At 56.5% G+C, this 19175-nt stretch carries 16 protein-coding genes and 1 riboswitch; of the genes, 8 read left to right on the top strand and 8 right to left on the bottom strand.

All coding sequences use genetic code 11. The annotated features are described in order from the left end of the window. Positions 1-34: 34 nt before the first annotated feature. Together VI25_RS03990 and VI25_RS03985 are read right to left on the bottom strand one after the other, a co-directional pair. The gene (locus tag VI25_RS03990) at positions 35-1060 is read right to left on the bottom strand and encodes an LLM class flavin-dependent oxidoreductase (protein WP_055562287.1); all 1026 of its coding nucleotides are present in this window, start codon (positions 1058-1060) and stop codon (positions 35-37) included. Continuing rightward, positions 1057-2061 (bottom strand): RimK family alpha-L-glutamate ligase, encoded by a 1005-nt coding sequence (locus tag VI25_RS03985; protein WP_045687580.1) that lies wholly within the window; start codon positions 2059-2061, stop codon positions 1057-1059. The genes VI25_RS03990 and VI25_RS03985 overlap by 4 nt, the downstream gene beginning before the upstream one ends. A 372-nt stretch (positions 2062-2433) precedes the next feature. Continuing rightward, positions 2434-2525, bottom strand: a riboswitch (SAM riboswitch). Between the two features lie 313 nt (positions 2526-2838). Between VI25_RS03985 and VI25_RS03980 the strand changes: the two genes are divergently transcribed. Next, complete coding sequence (locus VI25_RS03980; RefSeq protein ID WP_045687579.1) at positions 2839-3228, top strand: hypothetical protein; 390 nt, start codon at positions 2839-2841, stop codon at positions 3226-3228. A gap of 70 nt (positions 3229-3298) precedes the next feature. Here the strand turns inward: VI25_RS03980 and VI25_RS03975 are convergent, their stop codons facing one another. The 5 genes from VI25_RS03975 to VI25_RS03955 all read right to left on the bottom strand — a co-directional run bounded on the left by VI25_RS03975 (position 3299) and on the right by VI25_RS03955 (position 7647). Continuing rightward, positions 3299-3646 carry a hypothetical protein gene (locus VI25_RS03975; RefSeq protein WP_052695028.1) on the bottom strand — a complete coding sequence of 116 codons (348 nt, stop codon included), beginning with the start codon at positions 3644-3646 and terminating at the stop codon, positions 3299-3301. Positions 3647-3691: 45 nt separating this feature from the next. Further along, positions 3692-4609 carry a UV DNA damage repair endonuclease UvsE gene (gene uvsE, locus VI25_RS03970; RefSeq protein ID WP_045687578.1) on the bottom strand — a complete coding sequence of 306 codons (918 nt, stop codon included), beginning with the start codon at positions 4607-4609 and terminating at the stop codon, positions 3692-3694. Positions 4610-4733: 124 nt separating this feature from the next. Further along, positions 4734-5399 carry a carboxypeptidase-like regulatory domain-containing protein gene (locus tag VI25_RS03965; RefSeq protein ID WP_052695027.1) on the bottom strand — a complete coding sequence of 222 codons (666 nt, stop codon included), beginning with the start codon at positions 5397-5399 and terminating at the stop codon, positions 4734-4736. Positions 5400-5601: 202 nt separating this feature from the next. Beyond that, entirely contained in the window at positions 5602-6243 is a 642-nt protein-coding gene (locus VI25_RS03960) for a hypothetical protein (protein WP_045687577.1), read from the bottom strand. Between the two features lie 156 nt (positions 6244-6399). Next, on the bottom strand, positions 6400-7647 hold the full coding sequence (locus VI25_RS03955) for a metallophosphoesterase (RefSeq protein WP_045687576.1): 1248 nt from the start codon (positions 7645-7647) through the stop codon (positions 6400-6402). Positions 7648-7760: 113 nt separating this feature from the next. On the opposite strand from VI25_RS03955, the gene radC reads away from it, so the two are divergent. The 7 genes from radC to rny all read left to right on the top strand — a co-directional run bounded on the left by radC (position 7761) and on the right by rny (position 17517). Further along, a complete protein-coding gene (gene radC / locus VI25_RS03950) occupies positions 7761-8522 on the top strand; it encodes a RadC family protein (protein WP_082455386.1) in 762 nt (253 codons plus the stop codon). Between the two features lie 82 nt (positions 8523-8604). After that, on the top strand, positions 8605-9222 hold the full coding sequence (locus tag VI25_RS03945; RefSeq protein WP_052695026.1) for a DUF1684 domain-containing protein: 618 nt from the start codon (positions 8605-8607) through the stop codon (positions 9220-9222). Between the two features lie 174 nt (positions 9223-9396). Continuing rightward, on the top strand, positions 9397-11829 hold the full coding sequence (pheT, locus tag VI25_RS03940) for a phenylalanine--tRNA ligase subunit beta (protein ID WP_055562286.1): 2433 nt from the start codon (positions 9397-9399) through the stop codon (positions 11827-11829). Between the two features lie 115 nt (positions 11830-11944). Further along, the gene (locus VI25_RS03935) at positions 11945-14887 is read left to right on the top strand and encodes a M16 family metallopeptidase (protein ID WP_236704869.1); all 2943 of its coding nucleotides are present in this window, start codon (positions 11945-11947) and stop codon (positions 14885-14887) included. Between the two features lie 182 nt (positions 14888-15069). Continuing rightward, entirely contained in the window at positions 15070-15366 is a 297-nt protein-coding gene (locus VI25_RS03930) for a hypothetical protein (RefSeq protein WP_045687575.1), read from the top strand. A gap of 33 nt (positions 15367-15399) precedes the next feature. Then, a complete protein-coding gene (locus tag VI25_RS03925) occupies positions 15400-15690 on the top strand; it encodes a cell division protein ZapA (protein WP_045687574.1) in 291 nt (96 codons plus the stop codon). A gap of 129 nt (positions 15691-15819) precedes the next feature. Continuing rightward, complete coding sequence (rny, locus tag VI25_RS03920; protein WP_055562285.1) at positions 15820-17517, top strand: ribonuclease Y; 1698 nt, start codon at positions 15820-15822, stop codon at positions 17515-17517. A 165-nt stretch (positions 17518-17682) separates the two neighbouring features. Here the strand turns inward: rny and VI25_RS03915 are convergent, their stop codons facing one another. After that, a complete protein-coding gene (locus VI25_RS03915) occupies positions 17683-19080 on the bottom strand; it encodes a mercuric reductase (protein ID WP_045687573.1) in 1398 nt (465 codons plus the stop codon). Positions 19081-19175 lie beyond the last annotated feature (95 nt).

The raw sequence follows: 19175 nt of genomic DNA, 5'->3' as shown, positions 1-19175 counted from the left end.
GCCCGGGTTTCTTGTTTGTGGCCCTGTGCAAGATTTAAGCTAGCACCTGAATAACAGCTTCGGAGAACCGCTGCATTTCCTCTAGCTGCGGGCTGCACTGTAGCAAGAACAGATCTACCCCTACGGCCTCGAAGGCAGCAATGCGCTCCGCTACCTGGTCGGGGGTGCCGGTGAGGCCTGACCGAAGGCCACGGTTCGATACCGAGTAGTCTTGCAGAGAAACCTGGTTTTCGAGCTGCGTACCGGCCAGCCACTGCTGGTAGTTCTTGTAGCCAGCCGCCGAGCCTTGCACGTTGGTAATACGCTCCAGCTCCTTTTTCACTTCCTGCTCCGTGTTGCGCACAATGGAGTAGGCGGCCACGCCAAACTTCATGGGTGGCAGGCCTAGTTTTTCCCGGCGCTGGCTCAGGTCCTGAATGCGGCGGCCAATAGCCTCCGGCTCGTCGCCGTGCATTACGTAGCCGTCGCATTGCGCCGCAATAAGGTTCTTGGCCGCTTCCGACTCGCCGCCGGCGTAAATGAACGGTCGGGGGCGCGACACGGGCTTGGGCTGCAAAATAGAGTCGGTTACTTTGTAGAACTTGCCCTCGAAGGTGAAATGATCTTGCTTCCACAGGTTGTCTACCACGTGCAGCCACTCGGCAGTGCGGGCGTAACGGTCGTCGTGCTGCTCAAAGTGCACGCCGTACTTCTTCGCCTCATCCTGCCACCACGATGATACCACGTTCAGCGACAACCGGCCGCCGCTGATGTGGTCGATGTTGGCGGCTTGCTTGGCCAGCAACGCCGGTGAGTGGAAAGTAGGCCGCACGGCCACCATCAGCTCAATCTTCTTGGTGACGGCTGCCAGGGCTGCCGCCGTGCTCCACGCATCCAGGGAAGGCGCTTCCTCACCCTTGATGTCGTTGAGATTCAACTCCGCAATGAGCGACAGGTCATAGCCCAGGTCTTCACTGCGCTGGGCCAACGTTTTTACGTAGTCCCAATCGGCGCGCATGTTCTCGTCTTCTACGTTGCGCAGCCACCCCCCAAAAACGGGCATCCAATATCCGTATCTCATACAAAAGCAACGTGTTGAGCGGCAGGATGCGAAGCCGCGTTGGTGCGAGCCAGCAGTTCCGTTTCTAGGTAGTCAACGAAGCGCGCGTAGGGGTCAAAACCGACCACGTTCACGGCGTCGGCCACGAAGTTGGAGAGGGCGTTGATGTCATAGAACAGCACGTCGCCGTTACGGTCATCAATCAGGTATTCAATGCCACCCACGTCGATTTTAGCGGCGGCCACAATGCGCTCCACGGCCTCAATTACATCGGCTGGCGGAGTGAAGGCTTCCACCTGAATTCCCTTTTTGGGTGCCTCCGTCAGGCAGAACTCGGCCGATTGCTCCTCCGGAATCTGGCAGATTTCGGCCGGGCACAGGTTAAAGCTTTCCCCAGTGGTATACACTTTCATAGCGTATAGGAACTTGCCGTTGAGCGTTTCTACACGATGAATATTGCCGCCGCGGGGCGTCACGTACTCCTGCACTAGTGCCGTCTGGTCGATGCCCAGGTCGATCTGATTAGCTTCCACGGCCGCCTGTACGCCCTCAATGGTATCGAAGCGGATAATGCCCGCGCCGCTACCACCAATGTTCACTTTCACCACAATGGGGAATTGTAGCTGCTGGGCCGCATCGGCAATGCGCGAAGCGTGGTTTACTACAAACGACTTCGGGTACTTCAGGCCCAGTGAGGCAAACAAGGAAAGCTGCCGGGCCTTGTTGGTTTCGATGCTGGTAGCCACTGACCCATTGATGATGCGCACGCCTAGGCGCTCTAGGTGAGTAGCAAAACCAGCCGTGTGGAAAATGCCCTGCCCATGCCCGCGCAGGTAGGCCGATGAACTCATGCGGTTCACTACCAGCGAGTAGCGGCTTTCCGTTTCCGAAGGATCGTAGAGGTGATGGGCGGCGTCAATTTTCTCGTAGGGCAGGCCCCGGCGGTCTAGCTCGGCAAACAGCGGCTTAAACCACTCGGGGTGCTCATAGTAAATGCCAATAGGCTTCAATTGCTGTGACATGTGCAAGAGAGGAAAGAAATGAAGTAATTCAGACAGGCAAGGTGCGGTATAAGCAACCTCGTTTTGTAAGCGGGCGAGGCAGTACGCCACGCCGCACGGCGGGAAGTGCCGGAGTGCCGCACAGCCCCGGGCGCTACTAGCAGGTGGCTAGCGTGGCCCGCAGGGCAAAGCACAAGTGGCACCCACAAAGCCGATAATATTATCGGCGAGGGCGAAAGAGAAGGCAGGGATGAAAGTGAACTAGCACCAACAACAGGCTGCTACCGGAAGCCAACACGCCGACGAACTGCGCACAAGGCAACAGGACCCACGGAGAGCAGAAGAGGCAAAACGGAGAGCAGCGAAGGTGTTGGCTAAAGCCACGGCTTGTTGTTTTTATATGGTCAGGACTTGGCACCGTTTCAGATACTCTGAGGGTTGCCGGCGTTTCGTAGAGCCTGTCTCTCCACGCCTCTGTATAAAAACAATCCTTTGGTCAGAAAGAATTGATACTGCAAAGGTATAGCAGCATTACCCACAAAGCCAAGAGTTACTAAACGGCTAGCAGACCAAGGCCTTGCCTCACTGAGCAGCCACCTTCTCTACATGCCTCGTGCAGAGCTTGTACACAGACAATTACGATGCGGTATAGGGTGAAGTGTGCAATATATAATCAATTGAATATCAAAAAATTATACAATGCGCTTGTGGTCGAGCTGCTAGCGTATCCGTATACAGTATGGTGCCCCGTCAGAGCGGCATCTCTATTCCTGTTCATTCATCCACGCCTTCTTTTCCATGAAATTCCATCAGCTTTTATTCGCCGCTACCTTCGTACTAAGCGCCGCTACGGCTACGCAAGCCCAAACTACTCCCACCTCTACTCAGTACGGTGGAGCCGTCAACCAGACTCGTGTACCACCCGTGAATCCCGCTAATCCGGTCACTAATCCCGGCACCATCGACCAGCGGACTCCAACTACCGCGTCGCCCACGCAATCAGGTGTGATGGGTACTATTGACCAAAATCCGGCTACGGTGCCCATGCGCACTACCCCTGTAGAAAACGAGCGGAGTATACGCTTGGAAACACCTGCTACTGCTCCTGGTACGCGCCGCACTACCACACCACAGGGGACCTTACGCCGCACCACGCCTGCTACCAATACTACTACGCCTCGACCATAGCACGTAACGCTAACAAACAGAAAAAGGCCCCGTACTGATAGTGCGGGCCTTTTCTGTAGTAAGAAGTAAGTTATTGCGCTTCTTCAAGTTGGCCTCCAGCCCGAAGTAGCGAATCGGCTAGTGCCGTGAGAGAAGCACGCAACTCGCTAGGGGCGCTGGCTGCCGCTTGGGAGGTTTGGCTACCGAGCATGCTGAGCGAAGCGCCAATAGCACGAGCATCCATTCCGGCGGAGCCCATGCTAAGCAAAGACTCCAGGTTGCCTAGTTCGCGGCTGATGTCTTGCAAGGCAGGCTCGCCACTTTGCAGCAATTCTTGCTTCCAGGTTCCGGCATTTTCAATGGCGGTGCTGAGCGGAATGCTGGTCAGGCCGTTTTGGAGTGCGTGCGTTGTTGTGGTAAGAAGGTCGGTAGTAGCCATGAGGGAGGAGAAAAAGGTAGGGTGGTGATAGAAGGTAGGGCAGCGTTATTCGGTGGTGGCCCCAGCCAGAATGGCAATGCGTCCTACATCGCGCAGGATGCCACAAGCCCGCTGCGCACTGGCTTCCTTGTCTTTTATTTCCAGCATGATGTCTACGTCCAGGTCGCCCACATCCACCAAGAAATTGCGGAACAAATCCTCTTCAAGAGTAGCGGTATGCTTGCCTTTTCGCTCGCCCAGCGCTTGGGAGCTATAGTCCATCATCATCACGCCGTCGCGTTCAGGGTGCCAGGTAGCAGCCGCTAGGCGCAGTGCTTCCATCATCGGCTCCCCGTGGTTAAGGCACTCGTGATGAAAATTGTCGAAAAGGATAGGAATACCCACGGCCGCGTGCACCCGCAAGCAATCTTGCAGGCTAAACAGCCGGTCGTCGTTTTCGATAACTAGGCGGGCCGTTACGGCCGCAGGCAGGCGGCGGTACGTATCGATAAAGCGCGATATGGCCAGCTCCCGGTCCCCGTAGAGGCCCCCCACGTGAATCTGAAGCTTGTGGGTGCTATCGAGGCCCATCAGGTCCAGCATCGAGCCCTGGTACACCAGTTCTTGAATGCTACGCTCCACAATGCCCGCGTCGGGGGAGTTCAGAACCACAAACTGGTCGGGGTGGAAAGACACGCGCATGTGGTGGGCTTTGATGTAGTCGCCTACTGCCCGGAATTCGTCGGCAAAGCGTGTCTGCCACGGAAACACATTGACGGGGTGGGAGCCAAAGGGAACTATGCCCGACCCAATGCGGAAGAAGAGCAGGCCTTGAGCCACGTTGAACTGCAAAATGCGCAGTAAGCAGCCTAGGTTATTGGCTACGGCCAGCTCTACTCGTTCATCCGAGTACGAAGCCAACCGGAAAGTGCTGGTAGCGGTGCAGTCCAAGGACTCATTCACGCAAGGATATCCGATTCTCATACCCTGACTTACGAGAGAACGAGTGAAAGGATAAACCCAGGACTAGATGTAGTAGTGCTTTGCCGGATACGCGCGTGTACTCACGCGGTAGGCATACTAGTACAGAACTCAACAGGGCTGCTTTTTACTCCTCATACCCGCGGTTGTCCTTGAAGTTTTTGTTGTACTTCAGCCGAGCTTTGCGGGCCCGTTCGGCGGCTTCTTCGGCCCTGATTTCTTCCATCTTCCGGCGCTGCTTGCCCTCGCGCGAGAATTGCTCATACAGCAGACTCACGGGGCTAGCGAGGTTAGGAGTAGGAGCCTTGGGCGCAGCCGAATCGACGGGGAACAAGGGCTTGGGGGCCGGTGGGCGCTTCACGGCGCTGGTGGGTGCGGTGCTAGGCCGCTTGATATTGCGTAAGGCCCGGTTGATGGTAGCCCGGTCGGGGCGGCCTTCCTGCACGCGCACCTCACCCAGCCGGATGGTGTCTTGCTGGAGCTTGATCTGCACGATAAACTGCGACAGTCCCGTGCCCCCCAAAGGCATCCGTTGGGCCTTAAAGCCCACAGCCCGGAAAATAAGCGTGTCGGTATTGTTGGCTGAGATGCTAAAGTCGCCCTCATTGTTGGCTACTACCCCGCGGCTGGTGCGCTGAATTACCACCGAGGCGCCTGGAATAGGCTTGCGGGTGCTGGCATCCGACACCGAGCCGGTAACGCGTACCTGCGCCGCTGCGGTCCCGGCACACAGTACCAGCACAAACAAGACAAACCAACGGGCCAACAAGAAATCAGGCAAGCGAAACATCATGAGCGTAACAAACTAACGCACTTAAGTTGGGAAAAGTCGCGCAAACCTTTCGGGGGCCGCATTGAATCGACGGATTAACGCAAAAGGGAGACAAAAAAAGCCCGCATCGTTGCAGATGCGGGCTTTTTCTAGAAGCTACAAAGTGGGTATAAGCACGCTGCTTACTTGATTACCGATTTTTCGCCGTCAGCGGGCTTGGCCTTCATGGTGCCATCATCAGCATCGAGCTTGGCTTTATTGCCTCAGCATCTTTGATTTTTACGTCGCCGTCGCGCTTAATTTTCATCTTACCGCCATCGGCGCTGCCTTGCATGCCGGAGCTCATGCTGCTACCCGCCGAGCTGCTCATGGTTGAGTTGCCGGTGCCGGATGAGTCCATGCTCATGTCAGAAGACGAAGCCGATATGGCATCATCGTCCATATACCGGTCGTCCATGTATTCCGTCCGGCTCGATTCGTAGGCGGAGTACTGGGTAGGGTCGGTGAAGATAGACTTGAACTCCGTGTCGGAGCTGGCGTACGCATCGCGCATGGCCGCCGCCCTACCCGCCGTATCACTAGCATACTGCTGTTGCAACTCGCCCAGGCGTTTGCCCCGGTTGATGTAGGCCGTGCGTACTTTTTCGCGGGTAGCCTCGTCAAACTTCATCTTGGCGGCCATATCGGCGGCCATGCGGTCGGCGCGGCGCTGAATGGCATCATCAGAGTACGACGTGGACGTGGTAGTCGTGGTAGTGGTAGTCGCAGCGCCGTCGGTAGTAGCGGTATCCGCTGTTTTGTCTTGCGAGCAAGATGCCATCGTGAGGCCCACGGCGCACGAGAGCAGGAACAAGGTCTTTTTCATGATAATCGGAGGTTGAGAGAGGGTGGAGGGAGAGAGAATAATGGCAGCTATACGCTTCAGCTATATAGCTGGTTACCTACCGATAACCTCATTCAACAAAAAGGCCACCTGTTACTAGCAGGTGGCCTTTTAGAGGTTGTCAATACGCGTTTACGGCTAGGCTCGGCGTAGTTCTAGTACCGTTATTTCGGGCAAGAAACCTACCCGGCCATGGTAGCCGATAAAGCCCAGTCCAGCATTTACATATAAGTACTGTTTGCCGCGTTGGTATAGGCCTGCCCACTGCTTATAGGCGTATTGCACGGGGCTCCATTTCAGGAAGGGCAGGTTCACCCCAAACTGCATACCGTGGGTGTGGCCCGAAAGCGTGAGGTCAATATCGGGGTACTCATGCACCTGGCCATCCCAGTGAGAGGGGTCGTGGGAAAGCAGGATCTTGAAGGGCACCGTGGGGTCGGCGGCGGCGTGGGCCTTGTCTAGCTTGCCGTACTGCGCGAAACCCCGAGCACCCCAGTTCTGCACGCCCAGAATGCTGATTTTTTCGCCGTTGCGCTCAAGCGTGCGGGCTTCATCCAGCAGCAGTTCCCAGCCTATTTTAGCGTGGTTTTGCTTGATGCGAGCCAAGTTAGCTTGCTTGGCCGCCAGTCCGCCTTCTTCCATCCAGTTCACATAGTCGGCATAGTCGTGGTTGCCGAGGATGGAGTAGATAGGGTTTTGGGACTTGATGCCCGCCAGGGTGTCAATGTGTTCCTCTACCTCCGTAGCATAGTTGTTCACCAAGTCGCCGGTCATGAACACCAGGTCGGCGTTCTGCTCGTTGATGATTTTTACGGCCCGCTGTAGGGGCTCCTTGGAGTGAAACGAGCCGGTATGCAGATCGGAAATCTGTAGCACCTTGAAGCCATCAAACGAAGCGGGCAGGTTGGGGAAGCGCAGCGTTACGCGCTTCACAGTGTAATCGGTGCCGCCCTTAGCCATACCCCAAATTAGGGACACAAATGGAATGGCACCCAGCACCAACGCCAGCTTGCTTACAAACTCGCTACGCGAAATGGCGGGCCCAGTGCCCGGCGTGGTACTGCGCGAACCAGCCTGAAAAGCCCAGCGTGCTACCCGCACTACATCCTCCAGCAGCAGCGGAATGATGATGACAATCTTGGCGGCAATCATAGCCAGCAGCACACCCCCCAAGTACGACTTAAAGGAAGGGTGCTCGTGCCGGTTGCGCAGGGCCCAGAAGCCCATTACCCACACCACCACCGTTACAACCCAGTACAAAACCGAAAAGAGGCGCCGGGTGCCGGGCGCTGCGTGTTGCAGGGCTGTGCGCACCGCTTGGAAGCCGTACCATTCGCCCACGGCCACCAGCGCAAAAAAGATAAAAGGAAAGACAGTTCTTGACATACGTTGAAGGCAAACCCGCGCGGTGAAAATTGGTTTGGTGCAGCTTGCCGCTGCGGCAGACGCGGATGCGGAGTTTTTGCTTTAAATTCCGGGCGTTACAACAACGGTGCCCCATGCAAGAGTTTGACAATCTGACTGAAAATCTATCCGATGATACTATTCCCCCAGTACCCGCTGCTTACCAAACGCCCCCATCTTTTAGCATCAAGAGCTGGGCCGAAGAGGACCGCCCCCGGGAGAAGCTGATGCAAAAGGGCCGGGCTGCCCTTTCCGATGCGGAGCTACTGGCCATTCTGTTGGGATCGGGCACGGCCAAGCTGTCGGCGGTGGATGTGGCCAAGCTAGTGCTGAAAGCGGCCGGCAACGACCTGAACGCCCTAGCGCGCTTCTCTCTGAAAGAGCTGATGCGCCAAAAAGGCATTGGCGAGGCCAAGGCCATTACCATTATGGCGGCTTTGGAGCTAGGGCGCCGCCGTAAGGAGGCCGACGCGGCGGCGCGCACTACCATCACCAGCTCCCGCGACATCTATTACCTAATTCGGCCCCACTTGCAAGACCTACCCCACGAAGAGTTTTGGGTAATCCTGCTGAATCGGGCCAACGTAGTGATGCGTAGCGTGAGCATCAGCCGGGGCGGGGTAGCTGGTACCGTGGCCGACCCGAAGCTGATTTTTAAGGAGGCTCTGGAGCAACTAGCTTCGTCTATTATCTTGGTACACAACCACCCCAGCGGCAACCGCAACCCCTCCGCCGCCGACATTGGCCTCACGCGCAAGCTTAAGGAAGGCGGTCTGCTGCTCGATCTGCCGGTGCTCGACCACCTGATTTATACCGACCACGGCTATTTCAGCTTTGCCGATGAGGGGCTGCTGTAACGCACTGGCCGCAGAAGGGGCGTACCAGGACAGTTAGGCGCAACGCCTGGCAACTACCAACTCCGCTGGTACCTTTGCGGCCATGCGCATCAACCCCAAATTGTTTATCGGCCTTGGGCTGCTTCTGGTTATTGGCTACTTCCTGCAAGACCTGGTGTTTGGCTCTGATCAATACGCGGCTCGCCTGGCAAAAGAGCGCCAAACGAAGGACGACAGTTTCCGGCGGGTGCAGGGCTCTCCGCTTAGCCAAGACCAGCGCCAAACGTTCGACAGCCTTAAGTACTTTGCCCCCAACAAAGACTACCGCCTCGATGCGCAGCTAGAAGCGTTTACGCAGCGCGATACAGTGTCCATGGCCCTTACTGATGGCAAAGCGGAAAAGTACCTGCGTTGGGGCAAGGCCGCCTTCATCCTCAACAAGCAGGAGTATAAGCTGACCTTGTTTCTGAAAGCCGACGGGAAGGACTCAACGCTGTTTATTCCGTTCACCGACCGCACCAATGGCTTTGCTACCTACGGCGGCGGGCGCTACCTCGATGCCGCTCTACCCGCGGCCGAGGATACGGAAATAACCCTCGATTTCAACCAGGCCTATAATCCTTACTGCGCCTACAACAACACCTTTGCCTGCCCCGTACCTCCCGCCGACAACCGCTTGGCCGTGGAAATAAAGGCCGGTGAAATGTCATTTCATGACTAGCTCTGCCCCGCCCAAGGCGTGCACCTACTATGGGTAGCACCTTTCGGGCCGCTGGGCAAATCCCTACCTTTGCCGGACTGATCAGTACCAACTGGCCGGCAGGAGGGGTTTCCTCATTTCTGAAACCCGCCCTTCCCTCGCCCCGGCGGGCTACTACCAACTGATAACCAAGCAATGAAAATATCCCTCGACTGGCTCCGTACGCTCATTCCCACCGACAAACCCGCCGAAGAAATCGGTCAGCTACTCACTGGCTCCGGGCTAGAAGTAGAGGGAATTGAGGAGCTGGAAAGTATCCCTGGCGGCCTGCGGGGCGTAGTATTGGGCACGGTGCTCACCTGCGAGAAGCACCCCGATGCCGACAAGCTAAGCCTAACCACCGTGGATGTGGGCGACGCAACGCCCCGCCAAATTGTGTGCGGTGCTGCCAACGTGCGGGCCGGTTTGCGCGTGGTAGTGGCCCTAGAGGGTGCTACGCTTTATCCGGCCCAGGGTGAGCCGTTTAAAATCAAGAAGTCTAAAATCCGTGGGGCGGCTTCTGAGGGCATGATCTGCGCCGAAGACGAAATTGGTCTGGGCACGTCTCATGCGGGTATTATGGAGCTGGAAACCGAGCTGCCCAATGGTACCCCCGCCGCCGACTACTTTGGCCTGGGTTCGGATTCGGTATTTGAAATTGGCCTGACGCCGAACCGGGCCGATGCTGCCTCCCACTACGGGGTAGCACGGGAGTTGCGCGCCCTGCTGCGCCAGCCCTGCCACCTGCCCGATGTAAGCCAGTTTCACACTCCCAGCGAGGCTGCCCACAACATCGGCGTACTGGTGGAGGATGCCGCCGCTGCCCCGCGCTACGCTGGCCTGCTACTCGAAAACGTGCAGGTAGGCCCGTCGCCAGAGTGGTTGCAGCGCCGCTTGCGTAGCATTGGCCTTTCGCCCATCAACAACGTGGTGGACGTCACCAACTTCGTGCTACACGAGCTGGGCCAGCCCCTGCACGCCTTTGATGCCGACCAAATTATGGGCGGGCAGATTCGGGTGAAGCGCGCCGCTGAAGGCGAGAAATTTGTGACCCTAGATGGGGCGGAGCGCACCCTGAAAGGCGAGGATTTAGTTATTGCCGATGCCAACGGCACTCCCATGGCCCTGGCCGGGGTGTTTGGCGGCAAAACTTCCGGCGTATCGGAGGCTACTACTCGCGTGTTCCTGGAGAGTGCCTACTTCAACCCCGCGGTGGTGCGCAAAACCAGCCAAACGCACCAGCTTAAAACCGACGCTTCTTTTCGCTTCGAGCGGGGCACTGATCCGCACATGGTGCTAGTGGCCCTGAAGCGGGCAGCTTTGCTGCTCCAAGAAGTAGCGGGCGCCACCATTGTAGCACCAGTAGTTGATGCGTACCCCACTCACATCGGGCACGCTACGGTGCGCCTGCGCCTGCCGCGGGTAGAGAAGCTGGTGGGCCAGTACATCGCGCCGGAGCGCATTCGTCAAATCCTGACCGACCTCGACATCCTGATTGCAGAGGAAAGCCAGGACGAAGCCGGCCACACCGAGTGGATTCTGTCGGTGCCGCCGCACAAGGTAGACGTGACCCGCGAAGCCGACGTGATTGAAGAAATTCTGCGCATCTACGGGTACAACCACGTAGCCCTGCGCCCCCACAATGCGGCGTCCTTCCTGGCCAAGTTCCCGAACCCCGACCCCGAAATCATTCGCCAGAACACGGCGCGCTTGCTGAGCGGACAGGGCTTTTCGGAAATTATCACCAACTCACTTACCAACTCGGCTTACTTCGAGAAAGGTGAGGAGCGAGATGAGACGCTGGTGCACATCTTGAACTACAACAGCGCCGAGCTGAACGTGATGCGCCCCACGGTGCTGCATAGCGGCCTGGAAGTGATTCGGCACAACGTAAACCGTCGCCAGCGCGACCTGAAACTATACGAGTTCGGCAAAACTTACCACCTCGTAGGAGGGCAGTACCAAGAGAAAAACAAGCTTGTCATTTACCTCACCGGCAATGCCGCCGCCGAATCGTGGCAGCAGAAGTCGGAGAAAGCCACCTTCCACCAGCTGGCGAGTGCCGTGCAGCAAGTGCTGGCTTCCTTAGGCTTCTCCGCGCCTACCTCGCAGGCAGTGCAGCATCCGTACTTGGCCGGCGGCCTTACACTGTTGGCCCAAAACCAGCCCGTAGCGCACCTGGGCGCCGTATCGGGTCCGGTGCTCAAGCGCCTTGATGTGAACCAGCCCGTGTGGTACGCTGAGCTGGACTGGGATTGGCTGACCAAGAAATACAAGAACAGCTTGGTGGCCCGTGAGCTACCCAAGTTCCCGGAAGTGCGCCGCGACCTATCCCTGGTAGTTGATAAAACCGTAACCTTCGACCAGCTTCAGCAAATTGCCCGCCGCACGGAGAAAAAGCTCTTGCAGCAGGTAAACGTGTTTGATATATACGAGGGCGAGAACCTGGGGACCGACAAGAAATCTTACTCCGTAAGCTTCTTCCTCCAGGACCCTACCCAAACCCTAACTGACCAAGCCATTGACGGCGTAATGCAGCGTCTGATTCAGCAGTTTGAGAAGCAGGCTGGCGCTCTTATTCGGAAGTAATTTTCTGACTACAGAATGTGTTGAGTTTCTTAGTATAAGTCAATAGAAACCAGTTTATTTACCCGTCATCTCCTGCAGATGACGGGTATTTTTTTAATCCAATTACTACGTGTTTATGTCTCCTCGCTATTTCCTGGGCCTACTAGGCCTGGTGCTGATGGTTGCCCCCGCCATAGCTCAGCAAAAACCAACCAAAGCTCCCATTGCTAAAACTGCCCCTACCTCTTCGTCGGGCACCCGGCTGGTGGAGAAAGTGACCCGCAAGGGCAATGAACTGGTGATTCCGTACGAGAAGTATGTGCTACCCAACGGCCTCACCCTCATTGTCACGGAAGACCATTCCGACCCCTTGGTGCACGTAGATGTGACCTATCACGTAGGCTCGGCGCGGGAGCAAGTCGGCAAGTCGGGCTTCGCGCACTTCTTTGAGCACATGATGTTTCAGGGCTCCGACCACGTGGGCGACGAGCAGCACTTCAAGCTGGTAACGGCGGCCGGTGGCAACCTAAATGGTAGTACCAACCAGGACCGTACCAACTACTTCGAGACGCTGCCTAGCAACCAGCTGGAAACAGCCTTGTGGCTGGAAGCCGACCGCATGGGCTTTTTGCTGGATGCCGTAACGCAACCAAAATTTGAAAATCAGCGCTCCACCGTGAAAAACGAACGGGGCCAGAACGTTGACAACCGCCCGTATGGTCGTGCTTATGAGATAGTGGGCCGCACCATGTTCCCCTACGGCCATCCATACTCCTGGCCAGTCATTGGCTACCTCGAAGACTTGGATCGGTCGGACGTAAACGACCTCAAAAACTTCTTTCTGCGCTGGTACGGCCCCAACAATGCAACTCTGACCATTGCGGGTGATGTGCAGCCAGCCCAAGCAGTGCGCTTGGCCGAGAAATACTTCGGTCCCATTAGCAAGGGGCCGGCCGTGCGCAACGTCAAGCTGCCTGCTCCGGTGCTTGGCCAGAACCGCTACGTGAGCTACGAGGATAACATTACCCAGCCGATGCTAATGCTATCCATGCCTACGGTGCCAGTATACCACCCCGATGAAGTGGCGCTAGACGCAGTAGCCGACCTGCTTGGAGGCGACAAAAACAGCTTGCTTTACAAGAATCTGGTGAAAAATCAGCTGGCGCCAGAAGCGTACAGCTATCAGAGCAACTCTGAGTTAGCTGGTGAGTTCGTGATTGGGGTAATGGCTTTTGAAGGGCAGCGCCTAGACAGTGCCGAAGCACGAGTACGCCGCACCCTGGCCGAGTTCGAAAAGAAAGGAATTGCTGCGGCCGATTTGGAGCGCTACAAAACCCAGGCTGAGGTTAATCTGATTAACAGCCTGAGTAGCGTAGGGGCCAAAGCCAGCCGCCTGGCTCAGTTCCAAACCCTAACAGGCAATGCTAACCTGTTGCCCGTGCAGCTTCAGCGCTTACGGGCCCTTACTCCAGCTTCGGTGCAAGCAGCTTACAACAAGTACCTGCGGGGCAAACCGGCCGTTATCCTGAGTGTAGTGCCGAAAGGTAAGCCCGAACTGGCAGCTCGTACCGACAACTTCACCATTGACAAAGCGGGCTATAAGGCACCAGCCGACGAATACGCGGGGCTGAAGTACGTGAAGGCCAAGGATAGCTTCGACCGGGGCAAGCAACCTACATCTGGTGCCAATCCCGTGTTAAAGGTGCCGGCCTACTGGCAACAGGAAATGCCGAACGGCCTGCGGGTTATCGGAACCCGCAACGATGAGGTGCCTACTATCACTATGCTGCTCACCATCCAGGGTGGGCAGCGGCTCCTTCAAGCGCACCCAGACAAAGTAGGTCTGGCCGAAATGACGGCCAAAATGGTCAGTGAAAGCTCGCAGAAGTATACCACCGAGGAGCTAGACGCCAAACTAAAGGCGCTGGGTAGCAGCATGTATATCTCGGCCGGTGACGATGACATCAAGGTGTACGTACAAAGCCTGACAAAAAACCTCGACCCTACCCTGGCACTAGTGGAGGAACGCTTATTGCATCCCCGCTTCGACCCCAAAGACTTTGAGCGCCTAAAAAAGCAGCAGCTGGCAATGGTAAATGACTTCCAGAGCCAAGCGCGTGTTGTGGCAGACTTGGTATTCAATGGCTTGGCCTACGGCCCCGGGAACGTAACTGGCCTTGCCGTATCGGGTACGCCGGCCAGTGTCGCCGCCATTACGCTCGATGATGTAAAGCAGTTTTATCAGCAAAGCTTCGCCCCCAATGTGAGCCACCTGACCCTGGTAGGTGACGTGACCCAGCAGCAGGTGCTCCCGAAACTGGGCTTTCTACAGGCATGGCCGCGCCATGAGGTGCCCGCATTAGTAGCAGCACCAGCTGCTGCCCAACCCGATAAAACCAAGCTCTACTTTGTGGCGAAAGAGAATGCGCCCCAATCAGAAATTCGGATTGGCTACCTTACCTCCCTGCCCTATGATGCCACGGGTGACTACTACCGCGCCACTCTGGCCAACTACCTGCTGGGTGGAGCTTTCAATTCCCGCGTCAATCTGAACCTGCGGGAAGACAAGGGCTACACCTACGGCGCCTTCACTGACTTCAGTAGCACCCGTTATGCTGCGCCTTTCACGGCCCAGGCCGGCGTGCGCGCTGATGCCACCGCCGCTTCAGTACGGGAAATGATGAAGGAGTTGACCAACTACCGCAACGGTATTTCCGCCGACGAGCTACAGTTCCTGCAAGCCTCGGTAGGGCAAAGTGAGGCGTTGAAGTACGAAACCGGTGGCCAGAAAGCCCAGTTTTTAAGCCGGATGTTGGAGTACAACCTCAAGCCGGATTACGTAGATCAGCAGGCCACCATCCTGCGTCAGCTCACCGTTGCCGATGTGCAAGCTGCGGCCCAGAAAAACCTGCCCGTTGACAATATGTACATCGTGGTAGTAGGCGACCGGAAGTACCTGCCGGAGCTACAGCAGCTCGGCTACGAAGTAGTAGAAACCAGCTTTGCCAACAATGTGGTGGCCACGACTACGGCCACTACCGCTAGTCCGGCGCCAGCGCCCTGCCAGAAGGCAAACTGAAAGTTGAGGATACGGAAGGACGGAAAATGAAGGTAAAGCGTAAGTCAGGCAAGTAAGAAAACGGGGATAGTACTGAACACTCTCTTTGGGTTCGGCGTTTTCTTGCGGGAACAGCCAAATCCGAGGAGAGTGTTTGTGCGGTTGAGGTTTGTTACCTTCACCAAAAAAATCTCTTCACCCGCATGGCCTCTTCTCAGCAGCTTGCTCAACTTGACCGCCTAGAGCGGCAGGTAACCACCTTAGTGGCTGCCTATCAGCAGTTGCGCGAAGAACTGGCCGATTCGCAAACCACCATTCAGCAGCTCCGGGCCGATGTGCGCGACCGGGAGCGGCAGTTGAAGGATTTCCAGAATCAGGAGAATATCACTAAACTTGTCAATACCATAGCAGGAGAACCTGCCAATGTCAACGAGCTGAAACTTCGCCTTAACGAATACATCCGCGAAATAGATAAGTGCCTTGCCTATTTGAGGGAGTAACGACCACCCAAACCCACCGCCCACTGGCTACTGATGTCTGAGCTGTCCATTAAAATCCGCGTTGCTGACCGGGACTACCCTATGCGGGTAAGCCCCCAGGACGAAGAGCGCCTGCGCCTCGCGGGCCGGCTGCTCAATGAGCGGCTAAAGGAATTCCGAGACCAGTATGGCATTCAAGACAAGCAGGACCTGCTGGCCATGATTGCGCTATCGACAATGGCTGACCGCCTGAAGGTCAGCAAAGAAAAGGACGGGACCGATGCGGCCCTCACGGAGCGTCTCGCGCGCCTGGATGAGGTGTTATCGGGAGTGGTGCTGGGCTAACTCAAACGAGGGGTAGCGCCGGCGCGAAGTGGAAGCCTGTAGCGGGGCAGGGCAGTCGGCCCCGCCCACTGCCCGGCCTTGGATTGTGTTTTCATGCTGTGGGTTACCCTTTCTTAAACCCCATAGCTCATGTCCACCTCTCTTTATATTGCCCTAGCCGCCGTGCTGGCCCTCGTGGTCGGCGTCGTGGTAGGGCGCCTGCTGGCCGGAAAGGCCCGGCAGGACCACGAAGCCGATGCCAAGGCCCGCGCTCAGCAGCTACTTGCTGATGCCGAACTGCAGGCTACTCGCACCCGCGACGAGCGGATTCAGCAGTCAAAGGATAAATTCCGCACCCTCAAGCAAGAGTTTGAGCAGGAAAGCCGCCGCCAGAAGCAGGCCCTCGATCAGGAACTGACGGAGCGCCGCGCCGCCGTTGTGGAGCAGGAACAGAGCATTAAACAGCTCACGCTTACAACCCAAAAGCAGCTGGAGCAAATTCAGCGCAAGGAAAAAGAACTAGAAGCTACCCGCGAGCGGATAGAAACCCAGGCCCAGCAGCAGCGCGAAAAGTTGGATGCCCAAGAAGAAAAGCGCCGCACAGTGCTGGAAAACCAACTGACCAAGCTAGAGCAGCGCGAGCAGGAGGTAGAGCAGGAACTGGAAGAACGCGGCCAGGAGCTGAGCTCTAAGCTCCAGCAGGTGACGGCCCAGCTTGAAAGCATTTCGGGTCTTACGGCTGCCGAAGCCCGCGAGCAACTAGTAGAGTCGCTCAAGAATGAGGCGCAGATTCAGGCGTCTTCCTACATTAAGGACGTAGTAGCTCAGGCCAAGCTATCGGCCACTAAGGATGCTAAGAAAGTAGTGCTGGAAACCATTCAGCGCACCGCCGCCGAACACGCCATTGAGAACTGCGTGTCGGTGTTCAACATCGAATCAGACGACGTTAAGGGCAAAATTATCGGCCGGGAAGGACGCAACATCCGGGCCTTAGAAGCTGCCACTGGCGTTGAGATTATAGTAGACGATACTCCCGAAGCCATCATCATCTCTGGCTTCGACCCCGTGCGCCGGGAGGTAGCCCGTTTGAGCTTGCACTTGCTGGTGAAAGACGGCCGTATTCACCCGGCCCGCATTGAGGAGATTGTGGCCAAAACCCGCAAGAACATTGACGAAGAAATCGTCGAAATTGGGGAGAAGACCATCATTGATCTGGGTATCCATGGCTTGCACCCCGAGCTTATCAAGATGGTAGGACGGATGCGCTTCCGTTCTTCCTATGGTCAAAACCTATTACAGCACAGCCGTGAGGTAGCCAACCTTTGCGCTACCATGGCGGCCGAGTTGGGCCTGAACGTGAAGCACGCCAAGCGGGCAGGCCTCCTGCATGATATTGGCAAGGTAAGCACGGAGGAACCTGAACTGCCCCACGCCATCCTGGGCATGGAGATGGCCAAGAAATACAAGGAACACCCCGACGTGGTAAATGCTATTGGCGCCCACCACGACGAGATTGAAATGACGGCCATGATTTCGCCCCTGGTGCAGGCCTGCGACGCCATTTCTGGCTCGCGCCCCGGTGCCCGCCGCGAGATGATGGAGAGCTACATCAAGCGGCTTAAGCAGCTAGAGGAAACTGCTAATGGCTTTAAAGGCGTGAATCAATGCTTTGCTATTCAGGCTGGCCGGGAGCTGCGCGTGATGGTAGACGCAGAGAACGTAACTGACGAGCGGGCCCAGGAACTGAGCTACGAGATTTCTCAGAAAATTGAGAAGGAAATGCAGTACCCAGGTCAGATCAAAATCACCGTTATCCGCGAAATGCGCGCTGTCGCTTACGCCAAATAACACGCCAGCAACTGCTGATTTCCCACATACAAGAACTGCCCCCGTCGCCTAGGCTGCGGGGGCAGTTCTTGTATGTAGTAAAGTCCAGCGAGCCAGGAGTAGTCGGAGTAGAAAGAGCTTTACAGGTGCAGCCTTTAGCTTAGTAGTAACTGCGGTAGGGGCGGTTTAGCTGGGCTTTTCAAGCTTAGCAAATAGGTTATTTAAAGCTTCGGCCCAGGTAGGGTGCGCAAATACGGTATTCTGTAAGTCGTTGCAGGTTAAGCCACCCGCCATGGCTAGCTGAATCATGGACATGATTTCGCCACCTTGTTCACAGAAAATGGCAGCTCCCAGCAAGCGGTTGCGTTGGTCTACCAGCACTTTCATAAGGCCAGTGGTGTGGCCCGTTTCCCGCGCCCGCCCCACGTACTGCACCGGCATCACTGCCACCCGGTAGTCTACTTTTTCTTCCTGCGCCTGCTTTTCCGACAAGCCAATACGGCCTAGTTGAGGCTGAGTAAATACTACGTAGGGGAGAGGCCGGGCCTTGGCGGAGCGGCGGCGGCTGTGCAAAATAGAGTCGCGCACGACGCGGTAATCGTCGTAGCTAATATGCGTGAACTGAGGGCCAGGGTGCACATCGCCGAGGGCGTATATGCCCCGCACGTTGGTTTGCAGACGCTCGTTTACCAAGATATAGCCTTTCTCATCGATTTTGATGCCGGCAGCTTCCAAACCAAGATCATCGGTGTTGGGCTCCCGACCAGTGGCTACCAGCAGGTGGGAGCCGCGCAGGCGCCGCTCTCCGGTGCTTGTATGGGCCGTGAGGGTATAAATGCCATCGGCATTGCGCGATACTCGGCGTACCTCCGCGCCCAACACAAACTCCACTCCATCCGACTCCAATTGTCCTTGCATGGCCGCGCATACGTCATCGTCCTCGCGCTCCAGCAACTGTTCTGATGTTTCGATAATAGTAACCCGGCTCCCAAAGCGACGGAACATTTGGCTGAATTCCAACCCAATGTATCCGCCCCCCAAGATGATGAGGTGCTCGGGTATTTCTTTCTGGTCGAGCAGGTCGTTGGTGGTTAAAAAGCCACTTTCCGCCAAGCCTTCAATAGATGGAATACTTGGCCTAGTACCAGTGTTGATAAAGATAAGCGGAGCCGTTAGTTGCTGGGCGCTGCCGTCAGATAAGTCAACGCGAAGCGTACGCGCCCCAGTGAACGTGGCATGACCGTGTAGTACTGTAATGTTGGTGGCTTCCTGGGTGAGGTTCTTCTCCACTCCGGCCCGCATTTCCTCAATGATGCGGTCCTTACGGCCCACCACAGCTTTAAAGTCGATTTCGAGACCCTTGGTTTTGATGCCGTACTCGGGCGCGGTGGTGATGTGGTGAATTCGCTCGGCAGAGGCTAGTAGGGCTTTGGTAGGAGAGCAACCATAGTTGATGCAAGAGCCGCCCAGTAGGTACTTTTCTATCACTGCTACCTTGCGGCCCGCTTTCGAAAGAGCAGTAGCTAGCGGGTTGCCGGCCTGGCCAGAGCCAATAATTAGTGCATCGTAGCGGGAAGTAGGCATAAAAAGCGGAACTTGAGGGCAACAGGTTTACGGAACATAATGGTTGCGAAGCTGAACCATACTGTACTGCTATACGGCCTCGTCCCGTCTGCGGC

This window comes from Hymenobacter sp. AT01-02, from assembly GCF_000961955.2.
GTDB lineage: Bacteria > Bacteroidota > Bacteroidia > Cytophagales > Hymenobacteraceae > Hymenobacter > Hymenobacter mucosus.
Note: the sequence above shows the minus strand (reverse complement) of the source record. Positions and strands in the feature narration are given on the sequence as shown.

What these genes read in the sequence shown, in the direction of transcription:
- VI25_RS03990 (WP_055562287.1), bottom strand. Translation starts at nt 1,060, where the DNA reads ATGAGATACGGATATTGGATGCCCGTTTTTGGGGGGTGGCTGCGCAAC.
- VI25_RS03985 (WP_045687580.1), bottom strand. Translation starts at nt 2,061, where the DNA reads ATGTCACAGCAATTGAAGCCTATTGGCATTTACTATGAGCACCCCGAG.
- VI25_RS03980 (WP_045687579.1), top strand. Translation starts at nt 2,839, where the DNA reads ATGAAATTCCATCAGCTTTTATTCGCCGCTACCTTCGTACTAAGCGCC.
- VI25_RS03975 (WP_052695028.1), bottom strand. Translation starts at nt 3,646, where the DNA reads ATGGCTACTACCGACCTTCTTACCACAACAACGCACGCACTCCAAAAC.
- uvsE (WP_045687578.1), bottom strand. Translation starts at nt 4,609, where the DNA reads ATGAGAATCGGATATCCTTGCGTGAATGAGTCCTTGGACTGCACCGCT.
- VI25_RS03965 (WP_052695027.1), bottom strand. Translation starts at nt 5,399, where the DNA reads ATGATGTTTCGCTTGCCTGATTTCTTGTTGGCCCGTTGGTTTGTCTTG.
- VI25_RS03960 (WP_045687577.1), bottom strand. Translation starts at nt 6,243, where the DNA reads ATGAAAAAGACCTTGTTCCTGCTCTCGTGCGCCGTGGGCCTCACGATG.
- VI25_RS03955 (WP_045687576.1), bottom strand. Translation starts at nt 7,647, where the DNA reads ATGTCAAGAACTGTCTTTCCTTTTATCTTTTTTGCGCTGGTGGCCGTG.
- radC (WP_082455386.1), top strand. Translation starts at nt 7,761, where the DNA reads ATGCAAGAGTTTGACAATCTGACTGAAAATCTATCCGATGATACTATT.
- VI25_RS03945 (WP_052695026.1), top strand. Translation starts at nt 8,605, where the DNA reads ATGCGCATCAACCCCAAATTGTTTATCGGCCTTGGGCTGCTTCTGGTT.
- pheT (WP_055562286.1), top strand. Translation starts at nt 9,397, where the DNA reads ATGAAAATATCCCTCGACTGGCTCCGTACGCTCATTCCCACCGACAAA.
- VI25_RS03935 (WP_236704869.1), top strand. Translation starts at nt 11,945, where the DNA reads ATGTCTCCTCGCTATTTCCTGGGCCTACTAGGCCTGGTGCTGATGGTT.
- VI25_RS03930 (WP_045687575.1), top strand. Translation starts at nt 15,070, where the DNA reads ATGGCCTCTTCTCAGCAGCTTGCTCAACTTGACCGCCTAGAGCGGCAG.
- VI25_RS03925 (WP_045687574.1), top strand. Translation starts at nt 15,400, where the DNA reads ATGTCTGAGCTGTCCATTAAAATCCGCGTTGCTGACCGGGACTACCCT.
- rny (WP_055562285.1), top strand. Translation starts at nt 15,820, where the DNA reads ATGTCCACCTCTCTTTATATTGCCCTAGCCGCCGTGCTGGCCCTCGTG.
- VI25_RS03915 (WP_045687573.1), bottom strand. Translation starts at nt 19,080, where the DNA reads ATGCCTACTTCCCGCTACGATGCACTAATTATTGGCTCTGGCCAGGCC.